This window comes from Bacillus sp. MYb56 (genome assembly GCF_002976445.1).
Taxonomy (GTDB): domain Bacteria; phylum Bacillota; class Bacilli; order Bacillales; family Bacillaceae_G; genus Bacillus_A; species Bacillus_A mycoides.
The window spans coordinates 1-19,254 of sequence record NZ_PCOH01000012.1; the positions used below are offsets into that span (position 1 = coordinate 1).

At 35.3% G+C, this 19,254-nt stretch carries 11 protein-coding genes; 3 read left to right on the forward strand and 8 right to left on the reverse strand.

Annotation, left to right across the window (positions count from 1 at the left end; all coding sequences use genetic code 11):
- Nucleotides 1-142 precede the first annotated feature (142 nt).
- From CQ058_RS15650 to CQ058_RS15665, 4 genes are all read right to left on the reverse strand, one after another.
- Entirely contained in the window at nucleotides 143-2,728 is a 2,586-nt protein-coding gene (locus tag CQ058_RS15650) for an S-layer homology domain-containing protein (RefSeq protein ID WP_002188483.1), read from the reverse strand.
- 721 nt (nucleotides 2,729-3,449) lie between these two features.
- Nucleotides 3,450-5,945, reverse strand: a complete 2,496-nt coding sequence (locus CQ058_RS15655; protein WP_105589852.1) for an S-layer homology domain-containing protein — start codon at nucleotides 5,943-5,945, stop codon at nucleotides 3,450-3,452.
- Nucleotides 5,946-6,637: 692 nt separating this feature from the next.
- Nucleotides 6,638-7,738 carry a polysaccharide pyruvyl transferase CsaB gene (csaB, locus tag CQ058_RS15660; RefSeq protein ID WP_002030044.1) on the reverse strand — a complete coding sequence of 367 codons (1,101 nt, stop codon included), beginning with the start codon at nucleotides 7,736-7,738 and terminating at the stop codon, nucleotides 6,638-6,640.
- 165 nt (nucleotides 7,739-7,903) lie between these two features.
- Entirely contained in the window at nucleotides 7,904-9,424 is a 1,521-nt protein-coding gene (locus tag CQ058_RS15665; protein WP_105589853.1) for a putative polysaccharide biosynthesis protein, read from the reverse strand.
- A 269-nt stretch (nucleotides 9,425-9,693) separates the two neighbouring features.
- Here CQ058_RS15665 and secA2 point away from each other — a divergent pair, with 269 nt between their 5' ends.
- Both secA2 and CQ058_RS15675 read left to right on the forward strand, forming a co-directional pair.
- On the forward strand, nucleotides 9,694-12,063 hold the full coding sequence (gene secA2, locus CQ058_RS15670; protein ID WP_105589854.1) for an accessory Sec system translocase SecA2: 2,370 nt from the start codon (nucleotides 9,694-9,696) through the stop codon (nucleotides 12,061-12,063).
- An 11-nt stretch (nucleotides 12,064-12,074) separates the two neighbouring features.
- Nucleotides 12,075-12,956, forward strand: a complete 882-nt coding sequence (locus CQ058_RS15675) for an accessory Sec system S-layer assembly protein (protein ID WP_002188479.1) — start codon at nucleotides 12,075-12,077, stop codon at nucleotides 12,954-12,956.
- 70 nt (nucleotides 12,957-13,026) lie between these two features.
- On the opposite strand, the gene CQ058_RS15680 is transcribed toward CQ058_RS15675, so the two are convergent.
- Together CQ058_RS15680 and CQ058_RS15685 are read right to left on the reverse strand one after the other, a co-directional pair.
- On the reverse strand, nucleotides 13,027-13,398 hold the full coding sequence (locus CQ058_RS15680; protein ID WP_002125538.1) for a hypothetical protein: 372 nt from the start codon (nucleotides 13,396-13,398) through the stop codon (nucleotides 13,027-13,029).
- A 234-nt stretch (nucleotides 13,399-13,632) separates the two neighbouring features.
- Nucleotides 13,633-15,111 carry a SulP family inorganic anion transporter gene (locus tag CQ058_RS15685; RefSeq protein WP_105589855.1) on the reverse strand — a complete coding sequence of 493 codons (1,479 nt, stop codon included), beginning with the start codon at nucleotides 15,109-15,111 and terminating at the stop codon, nucleotides 13,633-13,635.
- A 233-nt stretch (nucleotides 15,112-15,344) separates the two neighbouring features.
- Here CQ058_RS15685 and CQ058_RS15690 point away from each other — a divergent pair, with 233 nt between their 5' ends.
- The gene (locus CQ058_RS15690) at nucleotides 15,345-15,815 is read left to right on the forward strand and encodes a hypothetical protein (RefSeq protein ID WP_002030036.1); all 471 of its coding nucleotides are present in this window, start codon (nucleotides 15,345-15,347) and stop codon (nucleotides 15,813-15,815) included.
- Nucleotides 15,816-15,853: 38 nt separating this feature from the next.
- Here the strand turns inward: CQ058_RS15690 and CQ058_RS15695 are convergent, their stop codons facing one another.
- Entirely contained in the window at nucleotides 15,854-17,410 is a 1,557-nt protein-coding gene (locus CQ058_RS15695) for a fatty acid--CoA ligase (RefSeq protein WP_002188474.1), read from the reverse strand.
- 271 nt (nucleotides 17,411-17,681) lie between these two features.
- On the reverse strand, nucleotides 17,682-19,172 hold the full coding sequence (locus CQ058_RS15700; RefSeq protein ID WP_002010930.1) for a coproporphyrinogen III oxidase: 1,491 nt from the start codon (nucleotides 19,170-19,172) through the stop codon (nucleotides 17,682-17,684).
- Nucleotides 19,173-19,254: the final 82 nt, after the last annotated feature.

Consider the following 19,254-nt stretch of genomic DNA (forward strand, 5'->3'; position numbering starts at 1 on the left):
GCTTGATTTTTCAGGGCTTTTTTATTAAACTGTCCATTTTATAGGGTACAGTTCAGTACAAGAGGCTTCTTTGTATTAAACAAATAATAAAAAATCAGTGGGGATGAATCCCCACTGATTTTTCACTCTATCTATAATCAACTTATAGATTTGGGTTGTTAAGCACGTTCACGTGTACAGCTTGTGAACCAATTTCGCTTGTTACAACGTCTTTATCTCTTAATACTTTGAATACTAATGTACCTTTGTCAGTGTACTTAGTAGTTAAAGTATTATAGATGTCCGGATTGAAGTTTGGAAGTGCAGAATCACTTGTTTGATTTACCGTTACATGACCAAGCTCTTGATCGAATAAATCGAAGTGAGCATTGCCATTTGTATCAAGATAAAGTTTACCTTGGTTGTCACCAGATTTTACAACACGTACTTTATGTTGTGTTTCTTTCGTTAAGTTAATACCTTTAACGATATCATCAAGGTTACTTCCTTCAAGTTCTAACACAGTACCGATGTTAATTTTCTTCTCAACGAAGTTTACTGTTTGAACTGGTTTGAAGTTTACAGATTTAATAGCGATTTTCTCTTGAACGATTTCGATTGTCGCTTTACCAGCAGTTGCACCATTTTTCGTTAAGTGAATATCAACTTTACCTGGAGTTTTACCTGTTACAACAACTTTATTTCCAACAATTTCAGCATCAGCTACTGCTGGATTTTTAGACTCTACTACATAGCCTTCTAAGTTTTCAGCATCAGAGTATACGCGCTCTGAAGTGTACTTAGATAATTGATACTCAACTGTGTTAGAAACATTTAAGTCAAGTTTTGTATCAGGTGATTCACCGTATTTACCTAATTTAGATACAAGCTCAAAGTTTTTAAATGCAACGTTACCTTCTGTTACGTTTACGTATAATGAACCTAAAGTATTACCGTTACCGTTTTGGAAGTGAACTGTACCTTCGCCTACTTCGTTACCTGTAATACCAACAGTTTTTGTACCAATTGAACCAGCATCAGTTGTTACTACATCTAATCCACCTTCAGCAACTACACCTGTTTTTGGAAGAACTTCTTTAATTGAAGCTGAGTTAGCACCAAATGGATCGCCATATTGGTCAGTTGTTACGAATGTAACAGGTAATGTTTTATTTTGAACAACTTGTAATTTGTCTGGGTTAGCTTTTACTGATTGTAATTTACGAGAATCAGTAGTTACTTTAAATTTAACGTCTTTCGTTACATCGCCTACTTTAATAGTAAGTGTAGCTTCACCAGCAGCTTCAGCAGTAATGTAGTTGTTTACTACAGAGATAATGCCGTGGTTTGAAGATTTAATGCTAATTGAGTTTGGATCAACTACTTTATCTTCTCCAGCAATTGTAGCAACTACGTTATGGATTTGAGCTTTTTCACCAACAACTAAATTTTGGCTATTTAGCTTGAAGTCTTTTCCAGTAAGTGTATTACCGTATACTACACCATTTTTATCAGCATCTACTGCAAATACAGTATTTTTAATTGCAGTAGATGGTGTATCAAGGTTTTTCACTGTAATGATACCTGTGTTAGAAACTGTTAAACCACCACGTTTTGTAACTTGTACTTCTACTTTGTAGTCACCGTGTGAAAGGCCAACACCAAGTTTACCTGTAGTAGAAGTTGACTCTCCACCTTCAAAGATGTTTGCTTTTGAACCGTCTAAGTTATTTGCAACAAATTTGACGTCATGATCTGCTAAGTTTAAGTACTCAACATCAGCGTTACCTTTTTCATCGTTTAATTTGAAGGCAACTGCTTGACCAGAACGATCGTCATCAAATGTTAATTTTTCTACAGCTAATTTTTTAACTTCGTATACGAATTTCGTTACGAATGATTGATTTTTCACTTTTACAGTAAGTTCTTTATTTGGAGCAACTTTACCACCAAGTGTTACAGTTGCAGATGTACCGTCAGCACTTGCTTCAATCGCAACTGCTTTGTCACCTTCAAGAGTTACTTCATCAGCAGAAAGTTTATCTAAACCAGTTCCTGTTAATGTTAATTTCGTTGGTTCAGAAATTTTCACATCAGTTACATACGCTTGTGTGCTATCTGGTTTTGCATATTTTTTATCTGTTACTGCGATAAATTGAGCTGCTTCTGCACGAGATACAGATTTATTCGGCTCCCATTTTTTTCCTGTTCCTACAGAGATTCCAAGATTGATTAGGATGTTTGCTTTTTCTTCACCCCAATGATCTAATAAATCCTCAAATGTTGTAACTAACTCACCGTTAACTTTGTCTTTTAAGTTATAAGCATTTACTAACATAGAAGCGAAAGAAGCACGGTCAATCTTTCCTTCTGGATAGAAGTTTTCTTTTCCGTCACCTTTAACGATGCCAGCTTTCTCAACTGCTGCAATATATTTAGCAGCCCATGTATTTTTAGCATCTTTGAAAGATGGCTGAGCATTTTCATCAACTGGTAATCTTAAAATTTTAGTGAAAATTACTGCTGCAGAAGCACGATCGATTGCTTCAGCTGGACCATATGTACCATCTGGTTTACCAGTAATCGCACCTTTTTCTACTAAGTAGTTAATAGAATCTAATGCCCAATGATCAGCTGGAACGTCCGGGAATGATTTACCTGCTGCTGCTACTGGAGATACAACACCTGCTACCATTGCTGCTGTCATTGTACCAGCGATTAATTTTTTGTAAGAGTTAGTCTTTGCCATTTTATAATTTTCCTCCTTCAGGAATATGCTACTAGTTTCATATCATATGTAATTTGAAAACTAGCTAGTTAGAAAAGCCATAAAACAATAAAAAACATTAACAAAAATATAAAATACCATAAAAAAGCAGTTTACATAATAAAATGATATAAACCTATAGATGTAAATATAAGGTTTAAATACCATTTTTTGAAACAAGTTCATCATACTATACAAAACTATTCGTTATCAAGAACTTTCTCAAAAGAAGATTCGACACATTCTGATAATTCAGTCTTTTAATTGTATTATTTGGATATCAATAATACCAAAATATAGAAATGAACAAACTGTTTTCCTATAAACCACCCTCACTGCGCTTCGTATATTTTTCATATCGAATACACAATTGGAATTATAGCACATATTTCCACTTCATCACCTAAATGTTTTTTACAATAAATGCAATTTCTGGACTATATTCGACTTAAATTATTATAATTCGACGTTTATTTCTTTTTTTCGAATGTTTTTTTAACGAAAAACGGTGTGAATTTACAAAAGATTTACATATTAATTAGATGTTTTTCTATTTTTGAAAACGTTGTCAATTTATTTCTCAATAAAACTAACTATAAATCTTCAAAATATGATTAATTTTTCAAAAATCGTTCTTTATAAAAATTAGACCATAAAAAAGAGCCCACATAATGTGGACTCTTTCTATTGAAATTTATTTCAATTAGCGAGCTACTGTTACTGGCTTGAAAGCAACAAGTTTGTTATTTGCTAGGCCGTCAACTGTATTTAAAGTTTCATTCGCTTTAAGCTCTTTAGCTTTAAGCGTTAATGTACCAGTTGCAAAGTTAACATTCTCTGTAGTTGTTAGCTTAAGTGCTACTTCTTTAGAAGCAGCTTCTTTTGCTTTATTAGCAGATTCTTCTGTTACTGTAAATGGCACACCATTTAAGTCAAATACAAAGTCAGTTGCATCAACGTTTACAGCTTCAGAGAATGTAAGAGTTACTTCTTGTTTCCCTACATTTGTAACTTTAGCTGATTTGAATTCAGGAGCTTTTGTATCAATAACATCTAATAATAGGTTTGTTGTACCCATTTTTATTCCAGATGCATTTGCGACGTTAGCTACTGTAAACTTCACTGTTTCTGATTTTTCGAAAGTGAATGTTTTTGGTAGTTCGATAGTTGCAGTATCACCAGATAAAGTGATTAGTGTACCTTCTGGTAATTTAGCACCTGCTAATGTGTAGTTGCTTACATTAGCAGCTGACTCTGCACCTTGACCACCTTTTACTACCTTGTCAAATTTCACTACAAGAGTAGTTTCAGCCTTATTAAATGCTGCACTTGTTACCTTTGGAGCTACTTTATCTACGTTTACTACTTCTTCATCTTTCTTTTTATCAACTTTTACATCTGCAGTAAATGCTGCTGAATTATTGCCAGCTGTATCTTGAATAAATCCTTTTGAAGCAGCAACTTTGTAGTTACCTGCAGCTGGGAATGTTAAAGTGATTGCTTTTTTATTATCTTTAACTGCTGCTGCAGTTACTTGTTCTGTTACATCTTCACTTGTATCTTGATTAATAATACGAACAACTTTTTTATCAAATGTAGTTGTTTCAACATTTACTTCTTTATCAAATGTAAATGTAGCTGCTACGCTTTGTTCTTTTTCTGCTACAGCTTTTACGAAGTTAGGAGCTACTTCATCTTTTGTAACTTTTACTTCTTTAGATACTTTTTGACCTACGTTGTTAGCTGCATCTTTATAACCAACAAGTTCAACTGTAAGATTTGTAGCTGTTTCATCTGCTTTAAGAGCGTCTTTTACTTCAACAACCGCTTTTGTTTTATCTTGAGCATCAGCAGAAATTGTAGCTACTAAAGTTTCTTTGCCTTTTTTAACTGTTACAGTACCTAGGTTCGCGTTAGCCATCTCTTCAGAGAATGTAACTTCTAATGTAGCGTTTCCTTTAGCAAGTTCTTTCACTTTAACATCTTTAACTTCTGGAGCTGTAACATCTTTTTCTACTTTATAAGTAGCTTTACTTTCGTACATTTCCATAGTGTTATTAACTAAATCTGTAGCACCAGTTACGATGATTGAGAATTCTTTACCGTTTTCAAAATTTAAAGCATTTTTAGAAGTGAACGTATTGTTTTCCACTTTACCTTCAACTTTTTGGCCGTTAACTACTACAGTTGCACCTTTTGTTGCATTTAATTTTTCACTGAATACAACTTTAAGTTTTCCTTCTGGAATAGATACTGTAGATACAGTTGGAGCTACTTCATCATTAAAGAAGATAACTTCTAATGCTTTTGGAATTTCTTTGCCTTCATCAGTTTTTAATTTTTCAACAGTCACAACATAAGCATTGTTATTTTTAAGCATATCAGCATCTTCTAGAGTTAAGATTACAGATTTTTTATCTTCACCGATTTTTGCAGGAACTGCTACTGGAGTACCACCTTGAGAAATTGTGAATTTCGCGTTCTTCACATCTTCTTCTTTCACTGTAGCGCCAAGTTTAACTTCGACCTCTTTAGCGTTGATCGCTTTAACTGACTCAACTGTAGCTGCTTCTTTTTGTCCGAACTGCTTGTCAGTCTTAGCAATGAATTGAGCTGCTTCTGCTTTAGTTACAGTTTTATTTGGCTCCCATTTGTCGCCAGTTCCTACAGAGATTCCTAATTCAACTAGGATGTTAGCTTTTGCTTTACCCCAGCTATCTTCTAAGTCTTTGAATTTAGTTTCTGGAGTACCGTTTACTTTAGTATCTAATTTGTAAGCTTCTATAAGCATAGATGCCATTGAAACGCGGTCGATTTTGCCGTTTGGCTCGAATTTGCCGTTATCTTTACCTTTAACTACACCCGCTTTTTCTACAGCTGCGATGTATTTTACAGCCCAGCCTTCTTGAGCGTCAGGATAAGATGGTTTAGCGTTCTCTTCGATTGGTAAGCTTAAGATTTGAGCCATCATTGTAGCTGCTTCTGCACGAGTGATCTCTTTTCCAGGCTCGAATAGTCCTGCATCGTTACCTTTAACTGCGCCTTTTTCTACTAAGTAGTTAATAGAATCTTCTGCCCAGAATTTAGCTGGAACGTCTGGGAATGTTTTACCTGCTGCTACTGGAGATACAACACCTGCTACCATTGCTGCTGTCATTGTACCAGCGATTAATTTTTTGTAAGAGTTAGTCTTTGCCATTTTATATATTTCCTCCTTCAGGAATGTAATACTAGTCCCATAATATTTTAAATAGATATTCTATTTAATGTTGAAACTAGTAAATATAAATGTAGTTAAGATCCTATATATATAAATTACTCCGTAATACAGAATAATAACGACATCAAACCGTTTTTACCCGAATTTAAATCCTTAAATTCGACAAAAAAGTGAATTCTCATAATTCTAACGTTCATTTTTTTTTCGACTTTTATTTTAAATAACCAGATTTTAAAATCGGGATATTTAAAATGTACGAAACAATGCATCAGAACTAAATTTGTACAATATTTATATAACCATTTACAACTATAGCAGAAAAACACTTACAATTTCAATATATAAATATAAAGATAATAAAATTAATAAACACTATATTTCTCTGGCGTTCGACATAATTCTTAAGGTCGCTTTTTTGAAGAAGACCGACATCATTATCCAGTTACTTTCATACAAAACGCATTATACCGATATTCTTTATATAATAATGTTGAGATTTTAAGATGAAAAAACATCTATTCAGGAACAACTAAAACTTCAATCTGTTGTTTTTTTCGACATTTTTTTCTTTCATACACTTCTCTTTCAAATTCTTACTTACATAGCAAAAAAGAACAGGTGATTCCTGTTCTTCTTTCTACTCAATTATTGAATTAAAAGAGGAATGGCCTCTATTCCATTCCTCTTTTTATAGACTCTTTTGCATGTAAGTCATTAATAATATATTTGGACGCTATGGAAATTTGCTCTCGTAATTCCTCTACCCTTTGTCCTAATGTTTCCTGTACATATTCTGTCTGCCCTAATTGTTTAATCGCCATACTATGTAATGTTTCTGTCGTCCAGTCTCCATCCACATTCCCAATAATCGGCTGATTTACTTGTTGTAAAAACGAATCGATCTTTGGATCATATGAAATTCCAATCATAGGCGTGTTTGCAACTGCCGATAATATAAGAGCATGCAGTCTCATTCCTATTAAAAGAGAGCATTCTGATAAAATAGAGATTTTCTCATGAATATCCATTTTATAAGGGAGCATGTGCGCTTCTTCTCCCATCAAATTAATGATATCCCTTGATGCATTTTGATCAAATGGTCCATGCATCGGTACAAATAAAATATGGTATCCCTCTTGCTTAAGCTTTTTCAGCGTATCTGCTAACTTCTTCATATAATCTTCTTTTGCATCCCAGTACCTTACACTAACCGCAACGACCTTTCCTTGCAGCGCATGTTTTTGAAGCCAATCGGATTTCTTTTCTTCTGGCTGACAAGCTAATACTGGATCTGGAACAAGTTCGATGTCTTTCTTAATACCAATTTCTTTTAAGTACAAAAAAGAGTCTTCATCACGTACTGATATATATTCAGCCTTTGATACATGCCATTTCACTAATAAACGATTTTGCTTCTTCGTAATAGGTCCGATTCCTTGGGCGTAAATATAATACGGCCTTTTCAAAAAACGGGCAAGCCGCATAATACCCGTATAGTATAAAATACTCTTAATACTCGTCTTATCTTGTAAGAGACTTCCGCCTCCACTAATTAAACCATTACTTCTCTTTATTTCTCGGTAAATCGCTCTTATATCCCATCGGTTTACTGCTTCTACACCGTACATTTTTCTTGTATAGTCGGGGTCATTTGAAAGTACAACAAGCTCAAGAGTAGGATCCTCTTCATGTAGCGCTTTAATAATTGATTGCAAAATTGCTTCGTCCCCAACATTATAAAAACCATAATATCCTGATAAAACTAACCGCACTCTTAATCTCCTCCAACATTTCGCAATCAACTCTTTTTGTAATTAAACAAATTGTTATCCATTCCTTGCCGAGAAAGGTTTGATAACTTCAAATTGATTTCTTTCACAAACATCTAACAAGTCATACCCATGTATAATATTGTTCATTTTCTATAATCAACGATTTTATTTACGTAAAAATGGAATTTGTTCTTTCGATATCCAGTTTAGTTTCAATGCACATATGCCATATAACACTGAAGCTATACTTAGCGCCACAGCACTATATATCATTGCTAAAATCCTGGAATCTGTCACATTGATTAATGTAGTCCCAAAGTATAATGCTATACCTAAAATACTAGATACTCCAATCACAGCCAAAAATTTCCCTATAGCTATTGGATAGGAAAGATCTTTTCTAATATAAATATGATTTGCGATACAAATCATTATATAAATAATTAGAGTACTATACGCTGCTCCATTTATACCAAATTGGTTTACTAGCGCTATATTTAATACAATTTTTACAAAACTTACACCGATGACAATCCATGCTGCTTGCATCGAACGATTAATCCCTTGCAAGATTCCTATTGATAATACCATAAGTGATGTGAAATACGAGCTACCAATTAAAATAGCTAACATGCCACTTCCTTTTGTATCTGTAAATAACGCAACATTAAGCGGTACTGCAAGCGCCATAAGCCATATCGTTATCGGCATTGTTAAAACATGTGCAAACTCATTTGTACGTTTTACTGTCAGTTTAGCTAAAGCTATATCTTTTTTTGTTAAAGCCGCTGTTAATAATGGAATTAACGGAAATACTATCGCACTTGCAAATACAACAATTAATTGCGTAAATGCAAAACCACGGCTATATATACCAAATTGTTCCTGAATAGTTGTAGAAGATTCATGTAGCACATGTGGAATTGTTACAGAATCAACTAAATTTAAAACAGGCATCGATAACGCTCCGATTGCAATAGGAACTGAAACACGGAGTATACTTTTCGCGTTTTTCTTAAAGTCTTGTAATGAATATGTTTCACTCTTATAGCGATACGTGCTTTTCACATATTTCATTCGCAAATATATGAGTGACGTAATAACACCAAAGCAAGAACCAATCATTGCTCCGCCTGTTATGATATCACTACCTTTATTCCAATATACAAATATACAGGCTATTGTTAGCATAAAGAATACGCGTATCAACTGTTCAATTACTTGTGATACACCAGTAGGTATCATATCTCCGAACCCTTGGAAATATCCACGGTACACTGCCATATACGGTGCGATTAATAAAGCAAACGAAGTAACAATTAATGCTAGCCTCGTCTCTTGCCCACCAAGCATATTTGCAATGCCACTCGATCCAATGATAATAATTAAAAATCCGAGCACCCCAAATATAACACCGATAATAGATGCGGACGTAAACAATTTAGCTATTCCGTCACGATCATTCTTTTCATGAAGATCAGCTATTAACTGGGATATTGCTAGCGGGACTCCCGCTACTGATAAAGTTAAGGCTATCATATATACAGGAAAAACAAGGCGAAAAATCCCAAGTACTTCATCCCCTGCTATATTTTGCAATGGAATTTGAAAAAAACTCCCCACTACTTTCGATATAAACGTTGTAACGGTTAAAATCGCAGCGCCTTTTACAAACTTTTTATTCATCTTCTATCTCTTTTCTTTCAATATATAATCTACATAAAATATTAAATCCGTATTATTCATTCAACTTGAGAATCATCACTTTATCTCATTTAGTTATCATACCAAATTTCTTATATATTGAATACTCTCTTTCTTTTTATGTTTTAAATATAATATGTGCCATATATATGTTTTTTTATCCAGTATTTTCTTCAATTTACTACTTCTACTTGTTCAAGATAAACATGTGCTATAATGTAGCTATTGTCAGTAAGAGGAGTGTTTACAACATGCTGAATTCGGTAAAGAAATTGTTAGGAGATTCTCAAAAAAGAAAGCTAAAAAAATATGAACAACTCGTTCAAGATATTAATGATTTGGAAAAACAAATGGCTGATTTACCTGACGAAGAATTACGTCACAAAACTGTCACCTTCAAAAGTATGCTTAAGGATGGTAAAACAGTTGATGACATAAAAGTAGAAGCATTCGCTGTTGTACGCGAAGCCGCAAAACGCGTGCTTGGATTACGCCATTACGATGTGCAGTTAATCGGAGGACTTGTATTACTAGAAGGTAATATTGCGGAGATGCCAACTGGTGAAGGAAAAACATTAGTTTCCTCTCTCCCAACATATGTACGTGCCCTTGAAGGAAAAGGCGTTCATGTTATTACTGTAAACGATTACTTAGCGAAGCGTGATAAAGAGTTAATTGGCCAAGTTCATGAATTTCTAGGCTTACAAGTTGGATTAAATATTCCTCAAATCGATCCTTCTGAAAAGAAACTTGCGTACAAAGCTGATATTACATACGGTATTGGAACAGAGTTTGGCTTTGACTATCTTCGCGATAATATGGCTGCTTCACAAAATGATCAAGTCCAGCGCCCCTATCACTTTGCTATTATCGATGAGATTGATAGCGTTTTAATTGATGAGGCGAAAACGCCACTTATCATTGCTGGGAAGAAATCAGGTAGCTCTGATTTGCATTATTTATGTGCAAAAGTTATTAAATCATTCCAAGATACCCTTCACTATACATACGATGCAGAATCGAAATCAGCTAGTTTTACAGAAGACGGTATTACAAAAATAGAAGATTTATTTGACATCGATAACTTATATGATTTAGAGCATCAAACTCTATACCATTATATGATTCAATCATTACGTGCCAATGTCGCTTTCCAGCTTGACGTTGACTATATTGTGCATGATGAAAAAATACTACTTGTAGATATTTTCACAGGACGTGTTATGGATGGGCGCTCTTTAAGTGACGGCTTACATCAAGCACTAGAAGCAAAAGAAGGTTTAGAAATTACAGAAGAAAACCAAACACAAGCTTCTATTACAATTCAAAACTTCTTCCGTATGTATCCGGCATTATCAGGTATGACAGGTACCGCAAAAACGGAAGAAAAAGAATTCAACCGTGTATATAATATGGAAGTTATTCCAATTCCAACGAACCGTCCTATTCTTCGTGAAGATAAAAATGACGTAGTATATGTAACAGCTGATGATAAATATAAAGCTGTGCGTGAAGAAGTTCTAAAACAGCATAAGCAAGGACGCCCTATTTTAATTGGGACGATGTCTATCTTGCAATCTGAAACTGTTGCTCGTTATTTAGATGAAGCAAACATAAAGTATCAATTATTAAACGCTAAAAGTGCAGAGCAAGAAGCAGACTTAATTGCAACTGCTGGGCAAAAAGGTCAAATTACAATCGCTACAAATATGGCAGGCCGAGGTACTGATATTTTACTAGGTGAAGGTGTCCACGCCCTTGGTGGATTACATGTAATTGGAACAGAACGTCATGAATCTCGCCGCGTTGATAACCAGCTTAAAGGACGAGCTGGTCGCCAAGGTGATCCGGGAAGCTCTCAATTTTTCCTATCTTTAGAAGATGAGATGCTAAAGCGCTTCGCTCACGAAGAAGTAGAAAAGTTGGAAAAATCACTGAAATCTGACAAAACGGGGCTTATTAATACATCTAAAGTTCATGATTTCATTAACCGTACACAATTAATTTGTGAAGGTGGTCATTTCTCAATGCGTGAATATAATTTAAAATTAGATGACGTAATTAATGATCAACGTAATGTTATATACACACTACGTAACAACCTTCTAAAAGAAGAAACAAATATGATAGAACTTGTTATTCCAATGATTGAACACTCTGTGGATGCAATTGCTAAGCAGCACCTTCTTGAAGGAATGCTTCCTGAAGAATGGGATTTCACTAGTTTAACAGCATCTATTAAAGAAGTTTTAGCGGCTGAAACTTTGCCGCCATTATCTGCGAACAACGTACATTCACCTGAGGATTTACAAATCGTTTTAAAAGATACAATTTCTAGCTATATCGAACGTGTACAAGAATTAAATGACCATGCGGATTTACAACAATCACTGCGCTACGTTGGTTTACACTTCCTAGATCAAAACTGGGTAAATCACTTAGATGCAATGACTCACTTAAAAGAAGGTATTGGCTTAAGACAATATCAACAAGAAGATCCAACTCGCCTTTATCAAAAAGAAGGTTTGGATATTTTCTTATACACTTACGGTAATTTTGAAAAAGAAATGTGCCGATATATCGCGAGACATTTAGCAGTTCCAGAAAACGTACAATCATGAGGTGAAAATTTATGTTATCATTCCTGAAAAAGGCAAAGAAAAAAGGAAAAGATACTACTGTTTCTAGTAATCAATTATTTGGACAAGAAGAAACTACTTCTCAAAATAAAACGGTAAAGCCAGTTCTTTACTTCCATCCTAGCTGGGGTGACGTAGCACAAGAACAAAAATACATTTATCAATTTTTACATAAAGAATTACCACGTTTACAAGAATATCAAATTTCTTTATCAGGAATTGAAATTGAAAAACGTGATGGCGCATACGATGTAGCTGCTTTCATTCGCAGCAGTGTCCCAAAACCGATTTCTTTCGAAGAAGTTACATTACTTCTATTAAACAAAGATAAAAAGCTGTGCGCACGTAAAACATTTAACCTGTCTGCACTTGGCGATATTCCTGAAAACGTAAATATGCCGTTCGTATTTACATTTGAGCAAGAAACAATAACGGAAGCTGAACTATCTCAATCAGATTGGGAATTAGCTTTCGAAATTGAAAGTAAGCATCAACTAGATTTAGATCCATCTTGGGAATCTCAGTTACCTGAAGCAAGCAAAGATGCTTTACGTAATTTTGTAGACAATTTAACACCTCCAAATGAAGGTGAAATTAACTTCCTAGGTTTACAAGCCGCACTGAAAGAGAACGGTGATTTACATACAACACTTCTAATTCGTAACGGCTGTAAAGATAACATTCAACTAGAACAACTTCCTCTTCATATTGAAGATGCTTCTGGAGAAATCGTTGTTAAAGGTGCTTTCACGTTACCGAATCTTGAAATTAAAGCGAATACTACAAAACCTTGGTCATTTGTTTTCCCTGCTTCATCCACCTTGAAACAAAATATGGATTTATCTAGCTGGAAAGCATTTGTACCACAAGACTAATATACAAAAAAGCCTATCCTAAAAGATGGTCATCACACCTTTAGGATAGGCTCTATTTTTTATGTAAAATCTACTTCGTTACTAATAAACGTTCAATATGATACTCAGCTTCTAGTTTACACATTTCATCTACATGCTTTACTTCGCTCTTGTTTAACAGCTCTAATTGTTCTTCACTCGGCTGCTCACTAATAAGCTCATTAATTTTTTCATTTACTTTCATCGCTAATGCTTGATGGAAATCTGGATGTCCTTTCAACTCGTCATCTACTTTATTAATCCAAGTTGATTTTGTGTATAAATATTGTTTCCACTGTTCAACAAATTGCTGCATATCAAATTTTTCTTCATTCCATTCAATTTCTTTCATATATCTCTCAAAAGAAACAACAATTGATCGTGTAATCCCGATCTTCACTCCATGTGGTAACTGTTTGTACATCAAATATTCCCTCCAGCTTAAAGCTCTTCCTTCTGAATATAAAGGAATCTCAAAATTCATATACCTTCTTATAATAGCACATTGCTAATCTAAGATGTTACTACACTGTGTAGAAAATCAATTATCAACAGACGTATAACATTTAGATATAATGATTTTATACATAGTAAGCACATATACAAATAATAAGAACCTTCACACTCTATAACGCAATTCATGTGAAGGTTCTTATTGTTATATTGCCTTAACTTTTAAAAACTGCAGTTTCTCTTTTTGCTCATCATTCGCCATCATTACTATCGTCTTTTCAACATGCGGATGTACATGTTCAAGTGTCACACTCACTCCTGCTTTATCCGATTGCTCAACAAAGTTTAATAACGCTATAGCTCCTGATACATCCATATAATGTACATCTTTCATACGCAAACTAACTGGTGACTTCACATCTTGTAAAGAAGCAAAAATACGATCTACTGATAGAAATGAAAGTGGTCCCTGAATCGTATACGTCGCTTCTTTTTCTTTTATAATAGAAGCTTTACGTTCTTTACACTTCACCATGTATATAATGAAGGAAAGAATAATGCCAAACGCAACAGCAACCATTAAATCGAATTTCACTGTCACAACCATCGTCACGAACATAACAATCACATCACCTCTTGGTGCTACATGTGCTTTCTTCATGCTTTCCCAATCAAACATCCCGATGCCAGTTAAAATTAAAATACCTGATAATACAGCAAGCGGAATATATTGTACCACTGAACCGAGTCCCATAATGAAAATAAATAATATGACACTATGCATACAAGCCGACAGTGCCGTCTTCCCCCCGCTTCTTATATTGACGATAGATCTAACAGTTGCACCTGCTCCTGCTAATCCACCGAACAAACCACTCGCAATATTGCCAATACCTTGTCCGATTAATTCTTTATTACTTTTATGACGTGTCCCCGTCACATTATCCATTACGACAGACGTTAATAACGAGTCAATTGATCCTAGTAAAGCAATACTAAGTGCTGGTAATACAAGTGCTAACATGCCATTTGCGTCTAAATTCGGTACGTGAAGAGATGGCATCGCCTCTGGAATTGCACCTATTTTTTCAATCATCTTATTTAAAGAAAGAGTTCCTACAACTGGTAAGTTTACCGTAATTCCTTGTAGCATAGAAGAAAATAACGGCAACGTTACTGTAACACCTACTAACGCTACTAAACTTGATGGAATGGCCTTAATCCATTTTCCAGAAACAATCATTACAATGATCGTTAATAACACAAGCAGAAAGCTATTTTGTACGTGCTTCATTTCACCTAAAATAATAATCAGTGCAATCCCATTCATAAACCCTGAAACAACAGGATACGGAATGTAACGAACGTAAGAGCCGAGCTTACATACACCAAATAAAATTTGAAATAACCCCGCCATCATAAATGCAATAAAGCTTGCTTCCAATCCGTGAGTTGCAATAACGCCTGTTGCAATTACTGTAATCGGCCCAGTAGGACCCGTTACTTGCCCCGGTGTACCGCCAAATAACGCCGCAAACAAACCTGCAAAAATTGCACCATACAATCCGACAAGTGCTCCCTCAGACGTTCCCGTTGCAGCAATACCAAATGCAATCGCTAGCGGCAAGGCAACAATCGCAACAGTAAACCCTGCTAAACATTCCTTTGCTATTTTTTGAAACATATAAATAACCACCTTCTTATAAAGTCCATGTTCCATTGTACATCTAAAACAAATCATTCGTTAGCGTATTTATAAAAAACTCTTTACAGTCTCGTGAAGTAAACGTCTACATTGATAAATAGCCTTCCCAAGTCAAACTAAAAAACAGCAATATGACGAATCTACCTTTGGAAACAAACTTGACTATGCTATAATGAACAAATTAAATCTTTTACTATATACTTGGAGGCACTATGCTAACTTTTGAAGAAAAATTATCAATTATTGAATCTTTCCCGGAATTAGAAAGAAAGAACGTATCATTAAAACGCGTAAACTTTCACTTTGAAGAAAGTCGTTTAGATAAAAAGAACGTTGTATATCATTTACACCCAAATGGAAACGGATTTGTATATGCAAACTTCATTAAAGGTTATAGAACAGATGATAAAGGTATGATTAACATCCGTGAGTTTTCAGAAGAAGAACTGCGTTCATTAATTGAAAAAGTAATTGAACGTCTATCACAGGAGCAAGAGGAAATTGTAGCACCAATAGAACCTGCTGCCGAAGAGGAATGGAAGAACGAAGACGGTCATATCCTAACTCTTATTCAAGAGGATGACATGTGGAACGTTTACGCTGGCGTAAACTTAGACGGTACATTCAACTCTTATCCAGAAGCAGCGGAATACCTTGATGAAGAAGGTTTCTCACGCAAATAATAAAAATGCCTTTCCAAATTTGGAAAGGCATTTTTTCATTATTTTTTCATACCTTTTAACGACTCTCTCAGCACAAATTTTTGCAACTTCCCACTCGCATTACGCGGAAGTTCATCTACAAATAAGTAATGACGCGGACGTTTATAGTCTGCTAATTCATCACTTTCTTTGCAATACGTTTCTAAATCAGCTTCTGTAATATTTTCATCTTTCTTTACAACAACCGCAACGACACGCTCTCCCCATAGTTCATCGGGCTCACCAAGTACCGCAACATCTAATACACCAGGGTGACTATGAAGGAAATCTTCAATTTCGCGAGGATAAATATTAACGCCGCCACTAATTACCATATCATCAACGCGGTCTGCAACGAATAAATAACCGTCTTTATCGAAGTAACCTAAATCACCAGAATGATACCATCCTTTATACATCGATTTTGCATTTGCTTCTTCTCGGTTATGATATCCAGCCATCATAGTCGGGCCGCGTAAAATAATTTCCCCTACTTCATAAGGAGGCAACATATCATCTGGCTCTGCTGGTCCATCTTCGTTCGGTTTGACGATTCGAATTTCATGGCTAAAGCACGGTGTTCCTGCTGAACCAGCTTTCGTAATTTGATCCTCTTCTACGAGAAACGCAACAACCGGTCCCATTTCTGTCATTCCGTAAATTTGGACAAGATCAATATAAAGGCGCTCTTTACATTCCTTCACTAGCGCTGGAGCCATCGCAGCCCCGCCATATACACCGATCTTCATCGAAGTTAAATCATACTCGACTAGATCTTTTTGCAATAACATATTCCACATCGTCGGTGCTGCAAAAAACGTCGTAATCTTCTCTTCTTGAATGGTATGTAATACTCTATCCGTATCAAAATGATGTAAAATAACATTCTTTCCGCCAACTTGAATGCGCGGTATAATTCCAGCATTTAACTCGCCGCAATGATATAAAGGTGCTACCACAAGCCCGGCGCTATCCCTATTATATTTTATGAAATACGTACAAATCATACTATGCTCAGCCATATCACGATGGCGATGTAGTACGCCTTTCGGATGACCCGTCGTTCCGCTCGTATAAAGCATAGAACAAAAATCCATTTCATCGACTACAATATCTACTTTTTCAGCTGATGCTTCATTTACTTTTTCATGGTAAGAACTAGCATAGGAAGGTGCATCGTCTTCCACGTACCAAAAAGACGAATTTGGAAAATCTCGTTCAATCATAGTAACTGTTGATTCGACTGCTTTTTCAAAGACAACTACTCTCGAGGCTGCATCTTGGAGGATATACGATAATTCTTTTGCTTTTAAGCGGAAATTAATTGGATTGAAGATCGCGCCAATTTTCGCACAGGCTAAGTAAACGTTTACAAATTCACGACAGTTATATAGGTAAACAGATACACAATCTCCCTTTCTTACTCCTTCTTTCAATAGAGCTTGCGCCGTTTTATTTATTTGCTCATCCCACTGTTTATATGTCCAACGAATATTTTTTTCTGGTTCTACTAACGCCTCTTTATTCGGATATTTGCCAACTGTCAAATCAAAAATTCTCCCTATCGTCATGTACATGCCAACAATTTCCCCCTTTTCTCTTTCATAAATCTATCATTTCGTCTATAAGTAGACATTGTCCTCTAATAATCTGACTAATTTTTCTGATTATTATCGACATAGTTTTACATATGGACCGTTTGATGGTAAATGAAATTATATCGGCGATTTTTTGAATATATCGGACGCAACTCAATTTATATCAGCTATTTTTCGAATATATCGACTTACCGACAAAAACTGACAATATAAAATGAGGCTGTTCCAAATCGGAACAACCCCCTTCTTCTTACACGAATAGCTCTTCTAAAATTTTCAGTTTATCTTCTGTATATTTCACGAAGCCATCGTTATATGATTTTGGATCTTTCGGATTCGCAAAGTGTGTAATTGCTCCTGTTTGTGGGTGAACAAATTTACTTGATGCCCCGCAACCAAGTCCGATAATCGATTGTACTTCTTCCATAATAACAATATTGTAGATACTTTCTTGCGTCGGTATTGCATACCCAACGTTTTCTAAGTTACCTAAAATGTTTTTTTGACGATATAAATAGTATGGCACGTAATTATGGTTCTTCGTCCACTCTTCCGCCTCATGCATCATCGCAGTAATTTCTTCGCGACCTGCTACTTTATATTTACGTTTGTTTTGCGTCATTTCAGAAGCACGTTTAAATGATAACGTATGAACTGTTAACGATTCTGGCATTAACTTTTCTGTTTCATCTAACGTATGCTTAAAGATGTCTAATCCTTCACCAGGAAGACCAATAATTAAATCCATATTAATATTGTTCATTCCCATTTCACGTGCTAAATGATACTTCTCAATCGTTTCTTCTACAGTGTGATGACGTCCAATTGCTTTTAGTGTTTCTTGGTGGTATGACTGCGGATTAATACTAATACGGTCAATATTCCATTTATTTAACACTTCTAGCTTTGCTGGTGTGATCGTATCTGGGCGACCTGCCTCAACTGTTACTTCACGTACATCTTTCACATCAGGGAAAGCTTGGTACATTTCTTCATACAACATATCCATCTCTTCTGCTGTAATACTCGTCGGTGTACCGCCGCCGTAATAAATCGTCGTAACTGTAACACCTTTTTCTTTTAAAAACTTACCAATTTCACGAACTTCATAATGTAACCCGCCTAAGAACGAATCAACTGATCCTTGGCGTCCGTTAATTGCATAAGCTGGGAACGTACAGTACGCACATTTTGTAGGACAAAACGGAATACCGATGTAAATACTTACTTCTTCTTTCAAACGGTATAAATCCGGAACAACCGCTAATTGGCAATCAACAATACGCTGAAGAAGTTCAATTTTCTCTTCATGAATTAAATAACTTTCACGAAGTTCTTTATGCGCTTCTTCTTTTGACATACCATTTTGAAGCAGTTTGTGAAGAAGTTTCGTTGGGCGTACCCCAGTTAATATTCCCCAGCTCTGTTCAAGTCCAGTTAGCTGTTGAAGTACAGAAAGATATACGTAAGAAACAACATGTTTCACTTGCTTCATACGTTCTTTTTCTTCTGTGAAAGCAGATAAATCTTTCGCGAATGTTTCTTCATATACATTTCCGGTTGCAACATCTGTTAAACGAGCCGATGCTGTCACATTACCTTCTATCTGTATATCAACGATAAGATTTGCTTCTTCTTTCTCAAACCCTATCGTGCTCTCTTCAAAAAATAAACCGCCAATATTTTGTAGCGGACGTAAAAAACGATCATCTTGTAACGTTTTAATTGAAATTAACAACATTATCACCTTTTCATTTGCAAACTCTCTTTAGTTTACTTGAAGGGCGTTTGAAGGTCAATACAGAAGGTTTTACCTTATTTCG

Coding starts and splice junctions, on each gene's coding strand:
- CQ058_RS15685 (WP_105589855.1), bottom strand. CDS start 15,111: ATGTTTCAAAAAATAGCAAAGGAATGTTTAGCAGGGTTTACTGTTGCG.
- CQ058_RS15655 (WP_105589852.1), bottom strand. CDS start 5,945: ATGGCAAAGACTAACTCTTACAAAAAATTAATCGCTGGTACAATGACA.
- CQ058_RS15680 (WP_002125538.1), bottom strand. CDS start 13,398: ATGTACAAACAGTTACCACATGGAGTGAAGATCGGGATTACACGATCA.
- CQ058_RS15665 (WP_105589853.1), bottom strand. CDS start 9,424: ATGAATAAAAAGTTTGTAAAAGGCGCTGCGATTTTAACCGTTACAACG.
- CQ058_RS15700 (WP_002010930.1), bottom strand. CDS start 19,172: ATGTTGTTAATTTCAATTAAAACGTTACAAGATGATCGTTTTTTACGT.
- CQ058_RS15675 (WP_002188479.1), top strand. CDS start 12,075: ATGTTATCATTCCTGAAAAAGGCAAAGAAAAAAGGAAAAGATACTACT.
- CQ058_RS15690 (WP_002030036.1), top strand. CDS start 15,345: ATGCTAACTTTTGAAGAAAAATTATCAATTATTGAATCTTTCCCGGAA.
- secA2 (WP_105589854.1), top strand. CDS start 9,694: ATGCTGAATTCGGTAAAGAAATTGTTAGGAGATTCTCAAAAAAGAAAG.
- CQ058_RS15650 (WP_002188483.1), bottom strand. CDS start 2,728: ATGGCAAAGACTAACTCTTACAAAAAATTAATCGCTGGTACAATGACA.
- CQ058_RS15695 (WP_002188474.1), bottom strand. CDS start 17,410: ATGTACATGACGATAGGGAGAATTTTTGATTTGACAGTTGGCAAATAT.